Origin of the sequence: Georgenia soli (assembly GCF_002563695.1) — a bacterium.
GTDB classification, from domain to species: domain Bacteria; phylum Actinomycetota; class Actinomycetes; order Actinomycetales; family Actinomycetaceae; genus Georgenia; species Georgenia soli.
Genome location: NZ_PDJI01000004.1, coordinates 252,578 through 272,556, shown reverse-complemented (window position 1 = coordinate 272,556; position 19,979 = coordinate 252,578). Strand labels below are relative to the sequence as shown.

General features: G+C 74.9%; 21 protein-coding genes. 13 read left to right on the top strand and 8 right to left on the bottom strand.

Annotated features, from left to right (window positions below; genetic code table 11):
* The first annotated feature begins 30 nt into the window (after positions 1-30).
* Positions 31-1,770, top strand: a complete 1,740-nt coding sequence (locus ATJ97_RS02675) for a helix-turn-helix transcriptional regulator (protein WP_143426852.1) — start codon at positions 31-33, stop codon at positions 1,768-1,770.
* Positions 1,771-1,823: 53 nt separating this feature from the next.
* Here the strand turns inward: ATJ97_RS02675 and ATJ97_RS02670 are convergent, their stop codons facing one another.
* The 5 genes from ATJ97_RS02670 to ATJ97_RS02650 form a co-directional block, all read right to left on the bottom strand.
* Positions 1,824-2,273, bottom strand: a complete 450-nt coding sequence (locus tag ATJ97_RS02670) for a methyltransferase family protein (protein WP_098482419.1) — start codon at positions 2,271-2,273, stop codon at positions 1,824-1,826.
* Between the two features lie 16 nt (positions 2,274-2,289).
* Positions 2,290-2,715: a VOC family protein gene (locus ATJ97_RS02665; protein WP_098482418.1), complete on the bottom strand. Its 426-nt coding sequence runs from the start codon at positions 2,713-2,715 to the stop codon at positions 2,290-2,292.
* Between the two features lie 67 nt (positions 2,716-2,782).
* The gene (arfB, locus tag ATJ97_RS02660) at positions 2,783-3,208 is read right to left on the bottom strand and encodes an alternative ribosome rescue aminoacyl-tRNA hydrolase ArfB (RefSeq protein ID WP_098482417.1); all 426 of its coding nucleotides are present in this window, start codon (positions 3,206-3,208) and stop codon (positions 2,783-2,785) included.
* Complete coding sequence (locus ATJ97_RS02655) at positions 3,205-3,858, bottom strand: DUF6328 family protein (RefSeq protein WP_342746855.1); 654 nt, start codon at positions 3,856-3,858, stop codon at positions 3,205-3,207. The genes arfB and ATJ97_RS02655 overlap by 4 nt, the downstream gene beginning before the upstream one ends.
* Before the next feature lie 91 nt (positions 3,859-3,949).
* Positions 3,950-4,837, bottom strand: coding sequence for a universal stress protein (locus ATJ97_RS02650; protein WP_098482416.1), 888 nt, complete (start codon positions 4,835-4,837; stop codon positions 3,950-3,952).
* Between the two features lie 189 nt (positions 4,838-5,026).
* Between ATJ97_RS02650 and pepN the strand changes: the two genes are divergently transcribed.
* From pepN to ATJ97_RS20230, 3 genes are all read left to right on the top strand, one after another.
* Complete coding sequence (gene pepN / locus ATJ97_RS02645; RefSeq protein WP_098482415.1) at positions 5,027-7,675, top strand: aminopeptidase N; 2,649 nt, start codon at positions 5,027-5,029, stop codon at positions 7,673-7,675.
* A 46-nt stretch (positions 7,676-7,721) separates the two neighbouring features.
* Positions 7,722-8,876: a glucose-1-phosphate adenylyltransferase family protein gene (locus ATJ97_RS02640; protein WP_098482414.1), complete on the top strand. Its 1,155-nt coding sequence runs from the start codon at positions 7,722-7,724 to the stop codon at positions 8,874-8,876.
* A gap of 158 nt (positions 8,877-9,034) precedes the next feature.
* Positions 9,035-9,979, top strand: coding sequence for a ribonuclease H family protein (locus ATJ97_RS20230; protein WP_245862037.1), 945 nt, complete (start codon positions 9,035-9,037; stop codon positions 9,977-9,979).
* Between the two features lie 55 nt (positions 9,980-10,034).
* Here ATJ97_RS20230 and ATJ97_RS02630 read toward each other — a convergent pair whose 3' ends face one another.
* Both ATJ97_RS02630 and ATJ97_RS02625 read right to left on the bottom strand, forming a co-directional pair.
* Positions 10,035-11,024, bottom strand: a complete 990-nt coding sequence (locus tag ATJ97_RS02630) for a TIGR03560 family F420-dependent LLM class oxidoreductase (RefSeq protein WP_098482413.1) — start codon at positions 11,022-11,024, stop codon at positions 10,035-10,037.
* Between the two features lie 28 nt (positions 11,025-11,052).
* Complete coding sequence (locus ATJ97_RS02625) at positions 11,053-11,685, bottom strand: DUF4126 domain-containing protein (protein WP_098482412.1); 633 nt, start codon at positions 11,683-11,685, stop codon at positions 11,053-11,055.
* Positions 11,686-11,766: 81 nt separating this feature from the next.
* Here ATJ97_RS02625 and clsA point away from each other — a divergent pair, with 81 nt between their 5' ends.
* From clsA to ATJ97_RS02585, 8 genes are all read left to right on the top strand, one after another.
* Positions 11,767-12,378: a cardiolipin synthase ClsA gene (clsA, locus tag ATJ97_RS02620; RefSeq protein WP_245862033.1), complete on the top strand. Its 612-nt coding sequence runs from the start codon at positions 11,767-11,769 to the stop codon at positions 12,376-12,378.
* 2 nt (positions 12,379-12,380) lie between these two features.
* On the top strand, positions 12,381-13,370 hold the full coding sequence (locus ATJ97_RS02615) for a DUF881 domain-containing protein (RefSeq protein WP_170037067.1): 990 nt from the start codon (positions 12,381-12,383) through the stop codon (positions 13,368-13,370).
* Entirely contained in the window at positions 13,371-13,703 is a 333-nt protein-coding gene (locus ATJ97_RS02610; protein WP_098482409.1) for a small basic family protein, read from the top strand.
* Positions 13,700-14,692, top strand: a complete 993-nt coding sequence (locus ATJ97_RS02605) for a DUF881 domain-containing protein (protein WP_098482408.1) — start codon at positions 13,700-13,702, stop codon at positions 14,690-14,692. The genes ATJ97_RS02610 and ATJ97_RS02605 overlap by 4 nt, the downstream gene beginning before the upstream one ends.
* A gap of 145 nt (positions 14,693-14,837) precedes the next feature.
* Complete coding sequence (locus ATJ97_RS02600; RefSeq protein ID WP_098482407.1) at positions 14,838-15,329, top strand: FHA domain-containing protein; 492 nt, start codon at positions 14,838-14,840, stop codon at positions 15,327-15,329.
* Positions 15,330-15,439: 110 nt separating this feature from the next.
* Complete coding sequence (ftsR, locus tag ATJ97_RS02595; RefSeq protein WP_098482406.1) at positions 15,440-16,108, top strand: transcriptional regulator FtsR; 669 nt, start codon at positions 15,440-15,442, stop codon at positions 16,106-16,108.
* A 73-nt stretch (positions 16,109-16,181) separates the two neighbouring features.
* Positions 16,182-16,745: a bifunctional nuclease family protein gene (locus ATJ97_RS02590; protein WP_098482405.1), complete on the top strand. Its 564-nt coding sequence runs from the start codon at positions 16,182-16,184 to the stop codon at positions 16,743-16,745.
* 298 nt (positions 16,746-17,043) lie between these two features.
* Complete coding sequence (locus ATJ97_RS02585; protein WP_170037599.1) at positions 17,044-17,565, top strand: MerR family transcriptional regulator; 522 nt, start codon at positions 17,044-17,046, stop codon at positions 17,563-17,565.
* A gap of 60 nt (positions 17,566-17,625) precedes the next feature.
* Here ATJ97_RS02585 and ATJ97_RS02580 read toward each other — a convergent pair whose 3' ends face one another.
* The gene (locus tag ATJ97_RS02580) at positions 17,626-18,735 is read right to left on the bottom strand and encodes a hypothetical protein (RefSeq protein WP_098482403.1); all 1,110 of its coding nucleotides are present in this window, start codon (positions 18,733-18,735) and stop codon (positions 17,626-17,628) included.
* A 93-nt stretch (positions 18,736-18,828) separates the two neighbouring features.
* Here ATJ97_RS02580 and ATJ97_RS02575 point away from each other — a divergent pair, with 93 nt between their 5' ends.
* On the top strand, positions 18,829-19,752 hold the full coding sequence (locus tag ATJ97_RS02575; protein WP_098482402.1) for a S1C family serine protease: 924 nt from the start codon (positions 18,829-18,831) through the stop codon (positions 19,750-19,752).
* The last annotated feature ends 227 nt before the right edge of the window (positions 19,753-19,979 follow it).

Here is a 19,979-nt window from a genome sequence, read left to right as displayed (position 1 = left end):
GCGACGGCGCGCGAGTCGTGGGAGCGTGCGATGGCGGTGGAGCAGCTCGACCGTGGGCGTCAGGCCTACGCGCGCCACCAGTGGGCCGCCGCCTACGCCAGCATGGCGGCCGCCGGCACCGAGACGCCCCTGCCGCCCGACGACCTCTTCCGCATGGCGACCTCCGCGTCGCTGCTCGGCCGCGACGACGAGTCCGACGACCTCTTCGCGGCGGCCTGCCGGGGCTTCGTCGCCGTCGCCCGGCACGACCGCGCTGCGCGGTGCGCGTTCTGGGCGGCGACGGCGCTGCTCGACCGGGGGCTGTCCGCCCGTGCCGCCGCCTGGGAGGAGCGTGCGCACGCGCTCGTCGACGCCCGGGCCGACGAGCTGGGCGAGCAGAGTGAACTGGGTGAGCTGGGTCGGGCGTACCTGCAGCTGCTCGAGGCCCGGCGGTCGGCGGTGGCGGGCCGGCTCGACGACGCGGCACGCTCGGCGTCCGCGGCCCTGGAGACGGCGGACCGTGCGGGTGACCCGGACCTCGCCGCACTCGCTCGCCTGGCGGTGGGCGCGAGCGACGTGCTGCGCGGTCTCACCAGCTCCGGCGTGGCCGTCGTGGACGAGGTCGTGGCCGCCGTGTCCGCCAGGGGAGTCTCCGCCCTGACCACCGGGACCGTGTACTGCGCCGCCATCGACCTGTCCGACGCCACCATGGACCTGGCCCGGGCACGCGAGTGGACCAGGGTGCTGACCCGCTGGTGCGACGCGCAGCCGGACCTCGTCCTCTTCCGCGGCGCGGCCCATCTCGCCCGGGCGCGGCTCCTGCGGCTGCGCGGCAGCTGGCCCGAGGCGGTGACCGAGGCCGGTCACGCCCTCACGAGACTCGGGGACCCGCCCGGGCAGCGCCGTGCCGGCGACGCCTGGTACGAGCTCGGCGAGGTCCTGCGCCTGCAGGGCGAGCTGGACGAGGCCGAGCAAGCATTCCGCAGCGCCGTCGACCACGGGCGCGGACCGCACCCCGGGCACGCCCTGCTCCTGCTGGGCCGGGGGAGAGCCGATGAGGCGGCGGACGTCGTCCGGCACGCCCTGGCGCGGACCGTGCGGCCGCCGGACCGGACGGTGCCCCGCGCGCACCGGGCGCTCCCCGCGCACCGGGCGGTCCCCGCGGAGCGGGGTGTGCTCCTCGCGGAGCGCGCGCTGCTCCTCGCGGCGGCCACGGAGATCCTGCTGCGGGCCGGGGACCTGGTCGGCGCGCGCCAGGCCGCCGCGGAGCTCGGCCGGTCCGCGCGGCCGGGCACCGGGACGATGCTCGCCGCGCTGGCCGACCACGCAGCGGGCGCGGTGCTCCTCGCCGAGGGACGTGCCCGCCCCGCGCTGGAGGCCCTCCACCGCGCCTGGGCGGCGTGGGTGCGCCTCGACGTGCCGTACGAGGTGGCGCGCACCCGCGTTCTGCTGGCCCGGGCCGGCTCCGCCGTCGGGGACGACGACGGAGCCAGGCTCGAGCTGGAGTCGGCGTGCCAGGCGTTCGAGCGGCTCGGAGCCGCGCCGGACCTGGCGGCGGCCAGGGACGAGCTGAGGCGGTTCGCCCCGGCGCTCGGCGCGAGCGGCCTCTCGCAGCGCGAGCTGGAGGTGCTCCGGCTCGTCGCCCTGGGCCGGACGAACCGGGCGATCGCCGCCGAGCTCTTCGTCAGCGAGAAGACGGTCGCCCGGCACCTGAGCAGCATCTTCGCCAAGCTCGACGTCCCCTCACGCGCCGCCGCCACTGTCTACGCCTTCGAGCACGGCCTGGTGTAGCGCTACGCCTTCGAGCCGGCCTGGTGCGGCACCCGGTGCGGGCGAACGGGACGCTACCGCTGACGCCGCCGCCCGAGCAGGCGGGGCGTTCTCGCGGCGTAGTCGACGTAGGCCTCGCCGAACACCTCGACGAGGGCGCCCTCCTCGAGCCTGGACTTCGCCGTGAGGACGGCCGTGAGGACGGCGGCCGCGACCAGCGGGCCGGGACGACGGCGGAGCACGGCCAGCCCCCACGCGCCCGCCGTGAGCCCGACGTAGATGGGGTTGCGGGTCAGCGCGTAGGCGCCGGTGGTGACCAGCGGCGCCCCCGCGGGCGGACGCACGCGGGGCGTGAGCCGGGTGTGCGGCGCCGCTCCCACCACTGCGAGCGCGCCGCCCGCGACCATCGACGCCGAGGCGACCGCTCCCGCGGCGACCGGCAGGTCCCAGCGGGCGCCTCCGGGCCACAGCACGCCGGCGAGCGCCGCGGCCTGGGCCACGACGAGGATGTCCGACCGGTCCATCTCGGGCCCGCCCGTCTCAGGCCTGCGTGTCGAGGAGGGTGGCGCCGTCGTCCGTGATGCGCCAGAACGGGTTGTGGGCGACCTCCCACGCGTGGCCGTCCGGGTCGGTGAAGATCCCGGACCAGCCGCCCCACTCCGTCGCGGCACCCCACCGGCGCACCTGCCCGCCGGCGCGCTCCGCCTCGGTGAGCACGGCGTCGACCTCCGCGGGGCTGCGCACGTTGTGAGCGAGGGTGATGCCGCCCCAGCCACCGGAGTCCGTGACCACGGTGTCGGCCGCCAGCGCCGCCCGGTCCCACAGGGCGACAACCATGCCGCCCGCCTGGTAGAAGACGACCTCGTCCAGGTCCTGCGTGGGTGTCCAGCCGAGGCCGGAGTAGAAGGCCCGGGCCCGGTCGAGGTCGGCGACGCCGAGGGTGACCAGGCTCACTCGCTGCTCCATGACGCGACGATAGAGCACGGCACGCCCCCTCACGGCGCCCGGCGTCCCGCACACGTCCCGACCGGGCTCACAGGTCCGGTCGGCGGCGCAGCTGCTTCGTGGCGCTGCGGCGCTGCTTCCCCTCCGCCCGACGCCGGAGCGCACCGCGCGAGGGCCGGGTGGGCCTGCGCCGGCGGGGCGGCGGGGCCAGCGCCCGCTGGAGCTGGTCGACGAGCCGGGCCAGGGCCGCGCGCCGGTTCTGCAGCTGCGAGCGCTGCTCCGACGCGACGACCGTCAGGACGCCCGAGGTCAGTCGGTCCTCCAGCCGCTCCAGGACCCGGCTGCGCTGGGCGTCCGAGAATGCCGCGGAACGTGCGACGTCCAGCGACAGCTCGACCCTCGAGTCCGTGGTGTTGACGCCCTGGCCGCCCGGACCGGAGGCGCGGGAGAAGCGCCACCGGAGCTCGGCCGGGTCGAGGTGGACGGTGGAGGTGACGCGGATCGGGTCGGTCACGCCCCGGCGCCCCTGCTCGCCGGCGAGGCGGCGTCCTTGCTCCCGGTGCTCGCGGCGTCCGCGGCGTGCTGACTCGCGGTCTCCTTGCCCGCGTCGTGCCCGGGAGCGCCGTCGTCGCTGCTGCTGTCCTCCGTCGCGCCGCCCTGACGCTCGAGCAGGTCCTCCTCACGCCGGGCCGCACGGCGCCCGAAGAGCAGCGGGCCCACCAGCCAGCCGAGGATGACCACCACCAGCACGGCGGACGCCACGCCGATCGCCGTCGACCGCCCGACGACGACGTCGAAGACCAGCAGCACGGTGCCGACCACGACCAGCGCCAGGGACGACAGCCCGGCCAGCGCGATCCGGTGCCCGGTGCGGACGGTGACCAGCTTCAGGCGGCGCTGGAACAGCAGCCGGTGGAGGCTCACGGGGGCGATCACGAGGACCGTGGTGAGGGCTGCCAGCAGGACGAGGGCGAGGTAGATGCCGACCTGGACGTCGTCGAGCTCGTCGAACCTCGCCTGGAACGGCAGGGTGAGCAGGAACCCGGTGAGCAGCTGCACGCCCGTCTGGGTGACGCGGAGCTCCTGCAGCAGCTCGTTCCAGTTCCGGTCCGCGCGTTCGTCGGGCGTCTCGTGACGGCCCTTGGTGATCTCCCGCTGGCTCATCCGCCCGCCCGCCTTCCGCCCGCCGTCGGTCCGCCGTCGGTCCGGGGGACCAGCGTAGTCCCGGGCCCTCCGGTCCAGCCCGCCGTACCTCTCAGACGCGCTCCTGGTGGACGCGCACCACGAGCACCAGCGGAGCCCGGTGCAGCACCCCGCGTGCCACCGACCCGAGCCTGACCCCGCGCAGCCCACGCCGTCCCCGGCTGCCGACCACCACGACGGACGCTCGGCCGGCGACCTGCACGAGGGCCTCCACCGGGTGCTGGTGCACGAACACCTCCTCCACCGGCACGCCCGGGTAGCGCGCCGCCCACGCCCGCACCTCCGCGCTGGTGCGCTGCCGGGTCTGCGTCGTCGCCTCCCGCAGCAGGTCGAGCACCTGGTCGTCGGCGTACGCGGGCGGGACGGACTCCCGCTCGGTGGCGAGCACCACCCGGACGCCGGTCCGGCGGCGCACCGCCTCCTCGAACGCGGACTCCATCACCTCCGGCGTCTCCCCGGCCGGGTCCGCCCCGACGGCCACCGGCCCGCCGTCCTCGACGGCCTCCTCCCGCACCACCAGCACGGGTCCCCGGGCGTGCGCCGCCACCTTCTGGGACACCGAGCCGAGCAGCTGTCCGGCCACCGGCCCGAGCCCGCGCGCCCCGACGACGACGACGAGAGAGGCCCGGTCCGACGCCTCGACCAGCACCACCGCGGGGTCGTCCACGACCACCTGACCGGTCACCGTCAGGTCCGCACGCATGGCGGAGGCCCTGTCCACGGCGTCCGCGACGACGCGCCCGGCCGTCTCCAGCGCGTCCGCCTCGGGGGCGAACTCCCACCCGTGCGCCGTGGCGAGCCACGGGAACGCGTACACGACGTGCAGTCCTGTCCCGCGGCGGGCGGCCTCGTGCGTGGCCAGCTCGAGGGCCCGACCGGCCCGCGCCGAGCCGTCGACCCCCACCACGACCGCACCGGCCGGGACGTCCAGGGCGTCCATGCATGTCCTCCTCGTCGCTCCGGGACGGCTCCGCGTCGCGCGAGGGCCCGGGGGCGCCGCGCGGCCCACGACCTCGTGGTGTGCCGCCGATCGCCGCCCAGTCTGCCGCCGCCCGGTGACCGACACGCCGCGGACGGGAGTGGTCCGCCGACGTGCGGCGCCCGTGGCAGGGATGGCTAACCTGCCCTGGTGACCACGACCGCGAACCTCACCCGCGCGGAGGCCGCCGAGCGGTCGGACCGCCTCACCGTCCACGACTACCACGTCGAGCTGGACCTGAGCCGGGCCCGCGATCTCGGCAGCCCCACCTTCGGCTCCACGACGACCGTGCGGTTCGCCGCCACGGCACCGACGACGTTCCTCGACTTCCTGGGACACGTCCGCTCCGTCGTCGTCAACGGGCGGGAGGTCGACCCGGCCGCCTGCTACGACGGTGCCCGCATCACCCTCGAGGGGCTGGAGGCCGAGAACGAGGTGACGGTCGTCGCCGACGCGCTCTACTCGCGCTCCGGGGAGGGCATGCACCGCTTCGTCGACCCGGCCGACGGCGAGACCTACCTCTACACCCAGTACGAGCCCGCCGACTCGCGGCGCGTGATGGCGGTGTTCGAGCAGCCGGACCTCAAGGCCCGCTTCGCCTTCGCCGTCGTCGCGCCCTCCGGGTGGCAGGTCCTGTCCAACCAGCCGGCCTTCGCCGCGGCGGGACGCGCTGACGGCACCGTGCGCACCGAGTTCGCCACGACCCCGCCCCTCTCGAGCTTCCTCACCGCGGTCGTCGCCGGGCCCTACCACCGGGTCGACGGGCACTGGTCCGGCCGACTCCCGGACGGCGGCACTCTCGACGTCCCCCTCGGCGTGCTGTGCCGCGCCTCGCTGGCCGAGCACCTGGACGCCGAGGCGATCCTCACCGTCACCCGCCAGGGCCTCGACTTCTTCCACGAGCACTTCGGCACCCCGTACCCGTGGGGCAAGTACGACCAGGTCTTCGTCCCCGAGTACAACCTCGGCGCCATGGAGAACCCGGGCTGCGTGACCTTCACCGAGGCCTACGTGTTCCGCTCCGCGGCCACCCGGGCCCAGTACCAGGCGCGCGCGAACACGATCCTGCACGAGATGGCCCACATGTGGTTCGGGGACCTCGTCACGCCCCGCTGGTGGGACGACCTCTGGCTCAAGGAGTCCTTCGCCGACTACATGGGCGCGCACGCCTCGGTCGCCGCCACCGAGTTCACCGACGCCTGGGTGTCCTTCGCCAACCGCCGCAAGGCCTGGGCCTACACCCAGGACCAGCTGCCGACGACGCACCCGATCGTCGCCGACATCCCCGACCTGGAGGCCGCCAAGCAGAACTTCGACGGCATCACCTACGCCAAGGGCGCCTCCGTGCTCAAGCAGCTGGTCGCCTACGTCGGCACGGACGCCTTCTTCGCCGGGGCGCGGGCGTACTTCGCCGAGCACGCCTACGGCTCCACCTCCCTGACGGACCTGCTCACGGCGCTCGAGGGCGCCTCCGGGCGCGACCTGGGGGAGTGGTCGAGGCTGTGGCTCCAGACCGCCGGCACCCCGACCCTGCGGGCCGAGGTGGAGGCCGACGGGGAGCGCGTCCGCTCCCTTGTCGTCCGCCAGCGGGGCGGGGACCCCCGCACCGGGCAGGAGGTGCTGCGCCCGCACCGCCTCGCCGTCGGCCTGTACGACCTCGTGGAGGACGACGGCGGGGCCGCGCTCGTCCGGTCCCACCGGTTCGAGGTTGAGCTGACCGGTGAGAGCGTGGCCGTCGCCGAGGCCGCCGGCCTGCCCCGGCCCGCCCTCGTGCTGGTCAACGACGACGACCTCACGTACGGCAAGGTGCGCCTCGACCCCGACTCGCTCTCCACCGTGCGGGAGCACCTCGGTGCGCTGCGCGAGCCGCTGGCGCGCTCGCTCGTGTGGTCGGCGCTGTGGAACGCCACCCGTGACGCCGTGCTGCCCGCGGCCGACTACCTCGACCTCGTGCTGCGGCACGGTCCGGCCGAGACCGACAGCGCGGTGCTCGCCGGCCTCACCCTCAACGCCGGCACGGCCGTGGAGCGCTACGCCCCGCCGGCGCGCCGCGACGAGCTGCGGCTGCTGCTGGGCAAGGGCTCCCTGGCCCACCTGCACGAGGCCGCACCAGGCTCCGACGCCCAGCTCGTGTGGGCGCGCTCCCTCGCCCGGTCCGCCGCCACCACGCCCGCCGCCGCACCGCGTCTGCGGGGGCTGCTCAGCGGGTCGGAGACGGTCGTGGGGCTCCCCATGGACCCGGAGCTGCGGTGGTCGCTGTGGCAGGCGCTGGCGGCCCTCGGCGCGGCGACGCTCGACGAGCTCGACGAGGAGCTGGCCCACGACCGCACCGCGGACGGCACCACCCAGCACCTCGCCGCGGTCTCCAGCTTCCCGGACGCCGACGTCAAGGCCGCCTCCTGGGAGACGCTCCTGACGCCCGGGGCGTTGAGCAACGACCACGTCGACGCGACGCTCACCGGCTTCACCCAGCCCTGGCACCGGGAGCTGACCGCACCCTTCACCGACCGGTACTTCGACGCCCTCCGCGGGATCTGGGCGCGGCACAGCATCGAGATCGCGTCCCGCCTCGTCCGGCGCCTCTACCCCGCGTACCAGGACGTCGTCCCCGGCCGGGCCCCGCAGGACGACCCGGTGGTCCAGCGCAGCACCCGGTGGCTCGAGGAGAACGCCGACGCGCCCGCCGCCCTGCGCCGCCTCGTCCTGGAGGCCCGCGACGAGCTGCTCCGGTCGCTGCGCGCGCAGGAGGCCGGGCTCCGTGCGCCGGAGGCGTCCTCCCGGGAGGGCGGCCAGGCCTGAGCCGTGCCGTCCGCAACCGCCCCGCCCCACCTTCGAAGGAGACGTCATGGCCCCCACCCGCACCCTGCTCGTCGTCCTCGCCGGCGGCGCCGGCGCGCGGCTGGAGGCGCTGACCGACCGGCGGGCGAGCGCCGCCCTGCCCTTCGGCGGCACGCACCGGCTCATCGACTTCCCGCTGTCCCACGCCGCCAACAGCGGCATCTCCGACGTGTGGGTCCTCGCCCAGCACCACCCCGTCTCGGTGAGCGAGCACCTCGCCGGGGGCCGGCCGTGGGACCTGGACCGCACGCGCGGCGGGGTGCTGGTGGTCGCACCCGAGCCGGGCGACCACCTCGGCACGGCCGACGCGCTCGCCCGGCGGGCCGACGCGATCCGCCGGCACGAGCCGGAGGTCGTGCTCGTGGCGTCCGCGGACGCGGTGTACCGCATGGACTTCGCCGACGTGGTGGCGCGACACGCAGCCTCGGGGGCCGAGCTCACCGTGGTGACGACCCGGCACGGCGGGGACCTGACCCGCCACGACGTGGTCCAGGTCCAGGACGGCCGGGTGACGGAGTACGCGCACCGTCCCGAGCGTCCGCGCGGCGACCTCGTCGCCAGGCAGGTGCTCGCGTTCGGCACCGCCGCCCTGCTCGCGGGCCTCGAGGAGGTCCGGCGCGGCCGGGGCGGTGACGGTCTCGGCGACATCGGCGACCACCTGCTCCCCGCCATGGTGGCCCGGGGCGGCGCCCTCGAGCACCGCCACCCGGGCTACTGGCAGCAGGTGGGCACCGTCGAGGAGTACTGGCGCGCCCACATGGCCCTCCTCGACCGTCCGCCCTTCGACGTGGACGACCCTGCCTGGCCCGTCACCACCCGGGTGCGCCGCCACGCGCCCGCCCGGCTGGTCGGTGACGGCCGCGCCGAGAACGCGGTGGTGGGACCGGGCACCGTGGTGGAGGGGACCGTGCGCAGGAGCGTCCTCGGCCCGGGGGTACGGGTGGCCGCCGGCGCCGAGGTCGTCGACTCCGTGCTGCTCGACGACGTCCGCGTCGGACCCGGCGCAGTCGTGCGCCGCACGGTCGTGGACGAGGGGGCTCGTGTGCGCGGCCGCGCCGAGGTCGGCGGAGCGGGGGAGAACGACGCCGTCGCGCTCGTCGCGGCGCACGCCGTCGTCCATTCGCGCAAGAGGGTCGCGGCGGGGGGCCGGTACCCGGAGTGACGGCGCCGTGAGGTGCCGCCCGGAGCTCGCGCCGGTGCCGTGAGGTGCCGCCCGGAGTCCGCGCCGGCGCCCCGCCGCGCCCGCTGCGGGTCGAGGCGGACGCGGCGGCGTAGGGTGGACGGTCGCCGGGCGCGCGCCCGCCTGCAGGAGGAGAGACGTTGCCCAGGAAGTGGTCCACGCAGACAGAGCTCGGTCAGCAGTTCGGGCTCACGGCCCGCCAGATCGGCACACACCTGACCGAGCTGGGTCTCAAGGACGGCCCCAGCGCCACCGAGAAGGCGCTCGCGGACGGGCTCGCCGCGGAGCGCACCCTCAAGGACGGCACGCCGTTCTTCGTGTGGCACGGCGAGAAGATCGCCGCGCTGCTCACCCAGCGCGGTCTGACGCCCTCCGCACCGGGGGCCCCAGCTGCGTCCGGGCGCCCGGCCACCTCCAAGGCGCCGGCCCGTGCCCGGAAGGCGGGGGCCGCCGCGGACACGCCGCCGCGCCCCACCGACGGCTACGACACGGTCATCGCCACCGACGGGTCCGCGCTCGGCAACCCCGGACCGACCGGCTGGGCGTGGGTCGACCAGGCCACGGGCGAGTCCGGCTCCGGCGGTCTGCCGCACGGGACCAACAACATCGGCGAGCTGCTCGCGCTGCGCGAGGCGCTGCGCCACGTCGGTCCCGACGCCGACCTGCTGGTCCGCGCGGACTCCCAGTACGTCATCAACATCGCCACCAAGTGGGCGAAGGGCTGGAAGCGTCGTGGCTGGCGCAAGGGTGACGGCAAGATCCCCGAGAACCTCGAGCTGATCAAGGAGATCGACGAGCTGCTCGAGTCCCGGCGCGGCCGCACCGACTTCGAGTGGGTCCGCGGCCACACCGGGGACGAGCACAACGAGCGCGCGGACGTGCTGGCGGTCGCCGCGGCGAAGGCCGCGTCATCCCGTGGCACCCCGTCGGAGGCGGCGGCCCTGACCGGCGGAGGGGCGGGCTCACGGGGCGCCGGCCCGGGTGCCGCGGTGGGAGCGGCGGGCGCCGCCGTCGGACCGGCGGGCGCCGCGGACACGGACGTGGCCGGCCCCGACGGTGCGGAGGAGCCGGCCACGCTCTGGTGAAAGGCCGGGAGGTCCCGGCCGTGACGTCAGGGTCGACGTCGCACGAGTCCTGCCGTCACATCAGTGCCGGCATGATCTCGCGCTCGAACAGCTCGATCGAGTCGGTGGTGTAGGCGGCGTCGGGGAAGTAGAAGATGCCGTACGCGAGGCCCTGCTCCTTCAGCGCGGTCAGCTTCTCGACCACCTGCTCGGGCGTGCCGTGCGCCGGCATGCCGCGGAACCCGCGCAGCTGCTGCTCGAGCCGGTCGGCGTCCATGTGCGGGCTCAGCCTCGCCACGAGCTCGGCCGTGCGCTCCTCCACCTCGGCCTCCGTCGACCCGATGAGCACGTTGTAGTTGGCCGAGCGGGTGATCTGGTCGAAGTCGGTGCCCACCTCGGCGCAGTGCTCGCGCAGGATCTGGCTCTTGCGGGTGAAGCCCTCCAGGGTGCCGTCGAAGTTGGTGTACCGGGCGTGCTGCGCGGCGATGCGGAGCGTGACCTTCTCGCCGCCGCCCGCGATCCACAGCGGCACGCCGCCCGGCTGGAGCGGCAGCGGCCGGCAGATGGCACCGTCGACGTCGTAGTGCTCGCCGTGGAAGGTGGCCACCCCCTCACGCCAGGCCTGCTCGAAGATCTGGACCCCCTCCTCGAGCATCTTCAGGCGCACCCCGGCCCGGGGGAAGCCGTACCCGTACGCGCGCCACTCGTGCTCGTACCACCCGGCGCCGATGCCCATCTCCAGGCGCCCGCCGCTGATGTGGTCGACCGTGGCGGCGACCTTGGCCAGGTACATCGGGTTCCGGTAGGCCATGCAGGTGCACATCTGCCCGAGCCGCACCCGGTCGGTGCTGGCGGCGAGGCCCGCCATGAGCGACCAGGCCTCGTGCGTCGCCTCCTCGCTCGGCACCGGGGTGGTGTGGAAGTGGTCGTAGACCCACACGGACTCCCAGAGGTCGCCGTCGTCGGCGCGGCGTGCGAGCGAGGTGATCGTCGGCCAGTGCTGCGAGTCGTCGATGCCCACGAGGTCGAAGCGCCAGCCCTGCGGGAGAAAGAGTCCGAATCTCATGGGCGACAGCGTAGGGCCGCGTGGTGACCTACGCGTCCGGGGGATGCCGGGTGACGCTGCGGGCGTGCCGCAGCGGACGGTCCGCCCGGGCGGCGAGCCGCCTGCGCACCGCCAGGACCAGCAGCGCCAGCACCACGACGACGAGGAGCGCCACCAGCGCCGGCAGCACCACGGAGACGAGGACGAGCGCCACCGAGGAGACGTCCTCCGCGGTGGAGACCACGGGTGCACCCGTGCCGGCAGTCGCCGTGTTCACCGCCGGCCGGGCAACCGCCTTGGTCAGATGGGTGGCCAGGGCCAGGAGCACGCCGAGCAGGACAGGGGCCCACCGCCAGTCCTGCACGAGCGTGGCGGGATCGCTCACCGCCGCCGTCTCGGAGGCCGACCCGGCCGCGAAGACCATGCCGCCCGCGGCCGGCCGCACCAGCGTCTGGAGCGCGTCGTTGACGGAGTCGACCACCGGGACCTTGTCCGCGACCACCTCGACGAGCAGCAGCACCGCCAGGATGCCGAGCGCCGGCGTGCTCTCCAGCCACTGCCAGCCCTGGGGCAGGGCGACCAGGTCGGTGTACCGCGACAGCAGGCCCAGCCCGATGAGAGGGACGTAGGCGTTGAGGCCCGCGGCCATCGCCATCCCGGACCCGGTCAGCAGCTCGAGCACCGGAGCAGCGTCCCACGCGCGAGGCCGCGACGCGCGCGCCGACGGCGCACCCCGGCCGTTCACGCCGCTTAGGCTGGGGCGGTGAGCTCCCGCACCCCACAGAGCCGGACCGGCGACGAGGTCTCTGACCGGGTGTGGACCGTCCCGAACGTCATCTCGGGGATCCGGCTGCTGCTCGTGCCCGTCTTCGCGGTGCTGATCTTCACCGAGCGGGACGCCGCCGCGCTGGTGGTGCTGGTGATCGCCGGGGCCAGCGACTGGTTCGACGGCGTCATCGCACGCCGCTTCAACCAGACCAGCCGCCTCGGGCAGCTCCTGGACCCCGCGGCGGACCGGCTCTACATCTTCGTGACGCTGGTCGGTCTGGCCTGGCGCGAGCTGGTCCCCTGGTGGCTCGTGCTCGTCATCGTCCTGCGCGACGTCGTGCTCGCATGCCTGCTGCCCGTCCTCAACAGGCACGGGTACGGCCCCCTTCCGGTCCACCTCGCCGGCAAGGCGGGCACCTTCGCGCTCATGTACGCCTTCCCGCTGCTGCTGCTGGCGAGCGTGCCGGGGGTGGTGGGCGCGCTGGCGTGGACGGTCGGCTGGGCGAGCGCCTGGTGGGGCGTCGGGCTGTACTGGGTGGCGGCGCTGCTCTACGTCGAGCAGGTGGTGCGCATCGTCCGGGCGGACCGCGGACGTTCCAGGGCGTGAGCGTGAGCCGGACCGACGACGACGGCGCCACCCCGGTCGCCGCGCCCGTGCCCGCGGGGCCGGGTGGCCGGCCGAGGCGGCCGGACGAGTCGATGTCGCTGCTGCGCGAGCTGCTGGAGAACCCGCTGGACGCGGGCTACCGCGACATGGCCGCCCGGAAGAGCGAGGCTCAGCAGCACCTGCCGTGGTGGCGCAGGGCGGCCGTGCTCGTGCTGTGCGTCGTCATGGGGATGGGCGGAGTCTGGGCCGCCAAGGCGCTGCGGGCCCCACAGTCCGGGTTCCTGCCGGCCCGCACGCTCCTGGTCGAGCAGATCCGCGAACGTGCGGCCGAGGGGGACGCCCTGCGCACGTCCAACGCCGAGAGCGCCGCGGAGATCGAACGACTGCGGGACGCCGAGCTCTCGGGCGCCGGCTCCGAGCTGCTGACGCAGGTGCGCCTGCTCGGCGTGGCCTCGGGCCACGTGGCGGTCACCGGACCGGGCATCGTCGTGACGCTCGAGGACTCCGCGGCCGCCCGGCGCGGGGTCGCCGGCACGGAGGACGAGCGCGTCACCGACGTCGACCTGCAGGTCCTGGTCAACTCGCTGTGGGCCAGCGGTGCCGAGGCGATCGCCGTCAACGGGCAGCGACTCGGGCCGACGAGCGCGATCCGCACCGCGGGGCAGGCGATCCTCGTCAACCTCGAGGCGGTCGTGTCGCCGTACGTCGTCGAGGCGATCGGCGACCCGGAGCAGCTGCAGACGCGCCTGGCGCGCACGCCCGCCAGCACGCACCTCGGCGTGCTGCGCGGCACCTACTCCATCGGGGTCAGCATCCGGACGGCCGACGACCTGGAGCTCCCGGGACTGCAGCAGCTCACCCCTGAGCTGGCCGAACCCCTCCCGGACGACGACGGCGGGGCCGTTTCTCCGCCGTCGCAGGATGTGCCACCCTCGGGGGACAGCACGGCGGCGGAGGACCGGGGACGACCGGCAGATGAGGAGGTGCGCTGAGTGCTCGCTCTGCTCGGTCTTGCGGTCGGGGTGCTCGCCGGGGTCTTCTTCGAACCCACCGTGCCCAGCTCCCTGCAGCCCTACCTGCCCATCGCGGTCATCGCGGCGCTCGACGCCCTCTTCGGCGGACTTCGTGCGCGCCTGGACGGGCTGTTCAACGAACGCGTCTTTGTCGTCTCCTTCGTCTTCAACGTGCTCGTGGCGGCGTTCATCGTCTGGCTCGGGGACCAGCTGGGCGTGGGGACGCAGCTGAGCACCGCCGTCGTCGTCGTCCTCGGCATCCGGATCTTCTCCAACGTCGCCGCCATCCGCCGGCACGTCTTCAACGCATGAGCGCATCACCGCAGGACCCGGCGAACGGTGGGCAGGGCGACCGGGGCACGCGTCCCGACCCGACCGGGCCTGGCGGACGCGCGCCGGACTCGGGGGCGCCGGCCCCGGAGGAGTCCGCCCCGGAGGAACCGGCTCTGGAGCAGCCGGCTCCGGAGCAGCCGGCCCCGACCGACGGTGGGCCGCGTCCGGACGAGGCTGACCTCGCGACCGGTGCGGAGGCGCAGCCGGCCGCGACGGGCACGGGGGAGACCGCCGGTCCCGGCGGGCGGGGGACGTGGCGTTCCCTTCTCGCGCCGCGCCTCACGCTCGGGCACGTGGCCGTCGCGCTGCTGTGCGCAGGGCTGGGTTTCGCCGTCGTCACGCAGGTGCGCCAGACGCAGGAGGACGTCCTCGCGGGCATGCGTCAGGACGACCTGGTGCGGCTGCTCGACGAGCTCACCCAGCGCAACGCCGACCTCTCCGACGAGCAGGAGGAGCTGCGGCGGGACCTCGCCGAGCTCCGGTCCTCCACCACCTCCCGGGAGGCGGCCCAGGAGGCGGCGGAGCTCCAGGCGCGCACGCGCGGCATCCTGGCGGGGACCCTGCCCGTGCACGGCCCCGGCGTGCGGGTGGACATCGACGACCCGGGCGGCGGGGTACGGGCCCAGGTCCTGGTGACGATCCTGGAGGAGCTGCGCAACGCCGGCGTGGAGTCGGTCGAGCTCTCCGGCCAGCGCCTGACCGCCAGCAGCTGGATCCTCGACGACCGTGCCGGGGGTGTCCTCGTCGACGGGGTGGCGATCGCCCCGCCGTACGAGTGGCTCGCCATCGGGGACCCCGACACGCTCTCCGGGGCGCTCGACATCCCGGGCGGCGCGCTCTCCTCGGTCCGCAACGCCGGCGGGGAGGTCACGGTCACCGAGGAGGACGACATCCGCATCACCGCGACCCGCGAGGTCCCGGAGCCCGAGCACGCCACGCCCGTGCCGCCCGAGGAGCCAGGAGGGTGAGACGGGACCGGATCGGGACGAAATGGCAGGTCCCGTGGGTGTGCGGAGGCTGCTCGTCCGGCAACCACGGTGACTTGACCCCTATTGTTGACCACAGGACGTCGGCCGAGGGCCGGAGGACTCAGACGACCCAGGAGGTAGCCCTATGACCACCCCGCAGCAGCCGGGGCGCCCGGGCGAGGGCGGCGAGCGCAACGACGTGACCAGCACGGCCAGGTTCGGCGCCATCGGCGCGGAGCCCGAGAGCGAGCTCGTCTACCAGGGGCTCAGCGCCGACGACGCGGCCGCCGTCGAGGCACTGCCGCCCGGTTCCGCGCTCCTCATCGTCCAGCGCGGTCCCAACGCCGGCGCACGGTTCCTCCTCGACGCCGAGCGCACGACCGCCGGGCGTCACCCGAGCTCCGACATCTTCCTCGACGACGTCACCGTCTCGCGAAAGCACGCCGAGTTCCTCACCGAGGGCAGCGGTTTCTCGGTCCGCGACGTGGGGAGCCTCAACGGCACGTACGTCAACCGGGAGCGCATCGACACCGCCCTGCTCCGTGCCGGCGACGAGGTCCAGATCGGCAAGTACCGCCTGACCTACCACCCCAGTCACCACCGCGGCGGCTCCACGGCAGGTGCGCAGCAGCGGTGAGCCCGGCAGCACGACGTCGGCCCGACGCCGCGCACGAACCTGCGCCGGCACCCCGGGCGCCGGCCGAACGGACCGGCACCTGGCCGCAGGAGGTCTCCCACGAGCCCTCGATGAGCATCGGTGCCGTCCTGGCCCTCCTCAAGCCGGAGTTCCCCGCCGTCACCATCTCCAAGCTGCGCTTCCTCGAGGAGCAGGGCCTGGTCAAGCCGCGCCGCACCGGGTCCGGCTACCGCATGTACTCCCGGGCCGACGCCGAGCGGATCCGCTTCGCCCTGACCGCCCAGCGCGACAGCTACCTGCCGCTGCGGGTGATCCGCGAGCAGCTCGCCGACCTCGACGCCGGGCGTCAGGTGGAGCAGCCCTCGCTCGCCCGCGTGGTCACGCGCGACGGCGAGCTCGTCCGGCCGGCCCCCGGGGCGCGGGTGAGTGCCAAGGAGCTCTGCGAGCTCACGGGCGCCACCGAGGCCGAGCTGGACGAGATGGCGCAGGCCGGGCTCGTGCTGGCCGACACGCGCGGGCGCTTCCCCGGGCGCTCGGTCCAGGTGGTCCAGGCGGTGCTCGCCCTGGGCCGGCACGGCATCAGCGCCCGCCACCTGCGGACCGTGCGCACCAGCGCCGAGCGGGAGGCCGACGTCATCGACCAGGTGGTTGCCCCCACGCGGGCGCAGCGCTCCGGCGCGGCCCGGGAACGCAGCGCCGCGCAGGCGGCCGAGCTCGCCGAGCTCTACGCGACCCTCCACACGGAGCTGCTCCGCTCCGCCGTCGAGCAGCTCGGCTGAAACCGCCGGGGCGATCACCCGATTGGGGTGTGTTCCGGGCGCGCCGCGCCCGCGTGCGACGTACCGTTGCGGCATGCGGGAGATGGTGGTGCTCGGCGTGCGGGTGAGCGTGCCCGGCAACGAGGTCGTCGTGGTGCTCGGTGAGCCGGGCGGCACCCGCGTGCTGCCGATCGTCATCGGCCCCCGGGAGGGGGCTGCGATCGCGTCCGCGCAGGCCGGGCTCGTCCCTCCGCGTCCGCTCACCCACGACCTGCTCGTCTCCGTCCTCGAGCACCTCGGGGTGGGGGTGAAGGAGGTGCGCGTGACGCAGGTGGTCCACGGCATCTTCCACGCCGAGCTGGTGCTCAGCGGTGGGCAGGTCATCGACGCACGCCCCTCCGACGCCATCGCGATCGCGCTGCGCGCCCACTGCCCGGTGCTCTGCGACGAGACGCTCCTCACCCTGGCCGGCGTGCCGATGGAGGAGGCAGGTCTGGACCAGGCTGACGAGGAGGCGGTGCAGGCGCCCTCGGCGCCCGCGCCGGAGGTGATGGAGGAGTTCCGCACCTTCCTCGAGGGCGTCGAGCCGGAGGACTTCGCCATCAAGCCTCAGGAGGGCAACGCGTCCGGCACGCCGGACGAGCCCGAGGACCGGTGAACCGGCGCCGGCGGCGGACCGAAGACGCGCCCCGGAGCGACGGCGCGTGGGGAAACTCTCAACCTGTGGTCGAGGGTGAGACACGCGGATCGGACACGCCGGACGGTTTACCGGTGCGCCTCGTTGACCGGGTACCGGTGCGGCCATAGCGTGGGCCCATCAAGAGCGAACGAGCGGTATCCTCGGCAGCGGCGGCAGTAGCGGTGGGTCGAGGGATCGCGGACGAACGGAGAACCCTGTGAGCGGCACTGATGCGACGGCGGACGCCGTTCCCGGCGTCCCCCAACGGGCCCAGGGCATGCTCTTCGGTGACACGCTGCCCGACCTCGACCAGGACACCGGCTACCGCGGGCCGACCGCCTGCCGCGCGGCCGGCATCACCTACCGCCAGCTTGACTACTGGGCGCGCACCGGTCTCGTGGAGCCGAGCATCCGCGGCGCCAAGGGGTCCGGGAGCCAGCGCCTGTACAGCTTCCGCGACATCCTCGTGCTCAAGGTGGTCAAGCGTCTCCTCGACACCGGCGTCTCGCTCCAGCAGATCCGCACCGCCATCCAGGCCCTGCACGAGCGCGGGGTCGAGGACCTCGCCCAGATCACCCTGATGAGCGACGGAGCCTCCGTCTACGAGTGCACGTCCGCCGACGAGGTCATCGACCTGGTCCAGGGCGGTCAGGGCGTCTTCGGGATCGCCGTCGGCCGTGTCTGGCGCGAGGTCGAGGGCGACCTTGCCGAGCTGCCGACGGAGCGCGCGCACGGCGAGGAGGAGCCCGCGGTCGAGGACGAGCTCGCCCGTCGCCGCGCGGCCCGCAACGTCGGCTGACCCACCGAGCGGTGCCCCCGGCCCCTGCCGCCGGGGGCTTTCTCTTGTCCGTGCCCGGTGCTACGCGTCCGGGCACTCGGTGGCCGTGGCACCGTCCTGCCTCGGCTCGCCGCCCGCCTCCACCCAGGTGCGCCACAGCTCGCGGGAGCGTCCGCTGCGGTCGTCCCAGGCCTCGGCGCAGTCGCCCGTGTAGAACCCGCCGACGTCGGCGTACCCGTCACGGCTCTCGAGGCGGACGTCGACGAAGGCGTCGGCACCCGGGAACGCGGCGGCCCGGGCGACGTGCCGTGCCGCGTCCATGACGACGTCGGAACCGAGGTGGTCCTCCAGGTCGCCCTCCGCGACGTCCCACATCGCCTGCGGGGCGAGGGTGGCGTCGATCGAGACGTACCAGTCGTCCACGTCGGTGCCGTGGCCGTTGACGTTGACGTAGACGTCCGTCGCGCCGGGCCACCCCGCCGGCACGGGCCGACGCAGGTAGGAGTCGGCCAGCGCCACCAGCTCCGCGGGAGCGGCGGCCGGGACGCTCAGGCTGTGGCTGTCGGTGGGCCGGTCGCGGTCGTAGTCCCCGTGGTAGCGGACGTCCAGGGTCGTCTCCTGCTGGGTGTCCGGCAGCTGCGTGACGAGCGCCTCGCGCACACGGGCCAGCGACCGGCTCGGCGAGCCGGCCGGCAGCGTGACGTCGATCGTCCGGCGGTACCGGGCGTCGAGCGCGGTGTCCGAGACGCTCAGCGCCGTGCGCTCGAAACCGTGCTGCTCGAGGACGGCCATGGCGCGCGCCTCGGTGGCCAGGGCGGCGAGGATCGGCGTCGTCCCGTGCGCGGTGAGGTCGAGGCGCCGGTCGTCGTCCTCCCAGCCGAGCGTGAGCATCAGGTCGACGTCGCGGTACGCCGAGCCCTCGACCGCGTCCCGGGCGGCGTCGACGACGGGCACCGCAGCCAGGGCGTGCGTCCCGGGCCGGAGGTCGAGGCTGATGCTGACGTACTCGTGGTCGCCCGGGTGGTGGCGCACGCGTGCGTCGTCGACCCCGGGCACGGCGGCCAGGGCGTCCTGCAGGTCCTGGGTCGTGGCGTCCTCGACCGGCGTCGTGCCCGAGTCGCACCCGGCGAGCACGAGGGCGGCGACCAGCGCGGTGACGAGCAGGCCCACCGGGCCGGGACGCTGAGGCATGAGGGCCAGCGTATCGGCGGGTCGTGGGACACCCGATCGCCCGCAGCGGAACTGCCGGCGGCATGACGGCGTCGGCGCCGGTGTTGCACAGGCATGGCCGATCCGTTCGACGCCTACTCCCGGGTGGTCACCTCGGTGGCCGAGGCGCTGCAGCCCCGGGTGCTTTCCGTCCTCGTGCGCAGCCGCCGCGGCAGCGCGACGGGCTCGGCGTTCGCCTTCACCGAGGACGGGCTCCTGCTCACGAGCGCGCACGTCGTCGAGGGCGTCACCGGGGGAGGGGTGGTGGCGGCCGACGGCGAGGAGGCACCCTTCGACGTCCTCGGTACCGACCGGCTCTCCGAGCTGGCGGTGCTGCGCACGCGCCCGGGACTGGCACGGCCGGCGGAGCTGGGCGACGCCGACACGCTGCGCGTGGGCCAGCTGGTGGTCGCCGTCGGCAACCCGCTCGGCTTCGCCGGCTCCGTGACGGCCGGCGTCGTGAGCGCGCTCGGGCGCTCCCTCCCCGTACGCACCGCCCGCGGTGCCCACTCGATCGACGACGTCATCCAGACCGACGCTGCGCTCAACCCCGGCAACAGCGGCGGGGCCCTCGCGGACTCCACCGCCACCGTCGTCGGGGTGAACACCGCCGTGGCCGGCGTGGGCCTCGGCCTCGCGGTCCCGGTCAACGCCACCACCCGGCGGATCCTCGGCGAGCTGATCAGCACGGGAAAGGTGCGTCGCGCGTGGCTGGGCATCGGCGGGGTGACCATGGCGGTCCCGCCGGCGCTGGCCGAGCGGCTCGGACGGCGCACGGGCCTCCACGTCACGGAGGTGGTCCCCGGAAGTCCGGCCGCGCACGCGGGCATCTACCTCGGTGACGTCGTCATCGCCTCCGGCGAGCACCCCGTCCGCACCGCCCAGGACCTGCAGCGGCTCATGCTCGGGACGGCGGTGGACCGTCCCTTCCCGGTCACCGTGTACCGGCGGGGAGCGCTGGTCGACGTCGTCGCCACGCTGGGCGAGCTGATCGCGTGAGCGTCGCCCGGCGTTTCCGCCGGCGCCGGATGGGAGTTCCCGGGAGACAGGCTTGAGTCCCCGGGAGACGGACGTGAGTCCCCGGGAGTCGGCATGACTCCCCCGGGGGACGGACGTGAGTCCCGAGTGCCGGCGCGAGTCGGTCAGGCACCCGCGCGGGTCCTCGCCCTGGGCGACCGGGCCCCTCGCGAGGTGCCTCAGACGCATCACCCCGTTCGGGCGTGCCG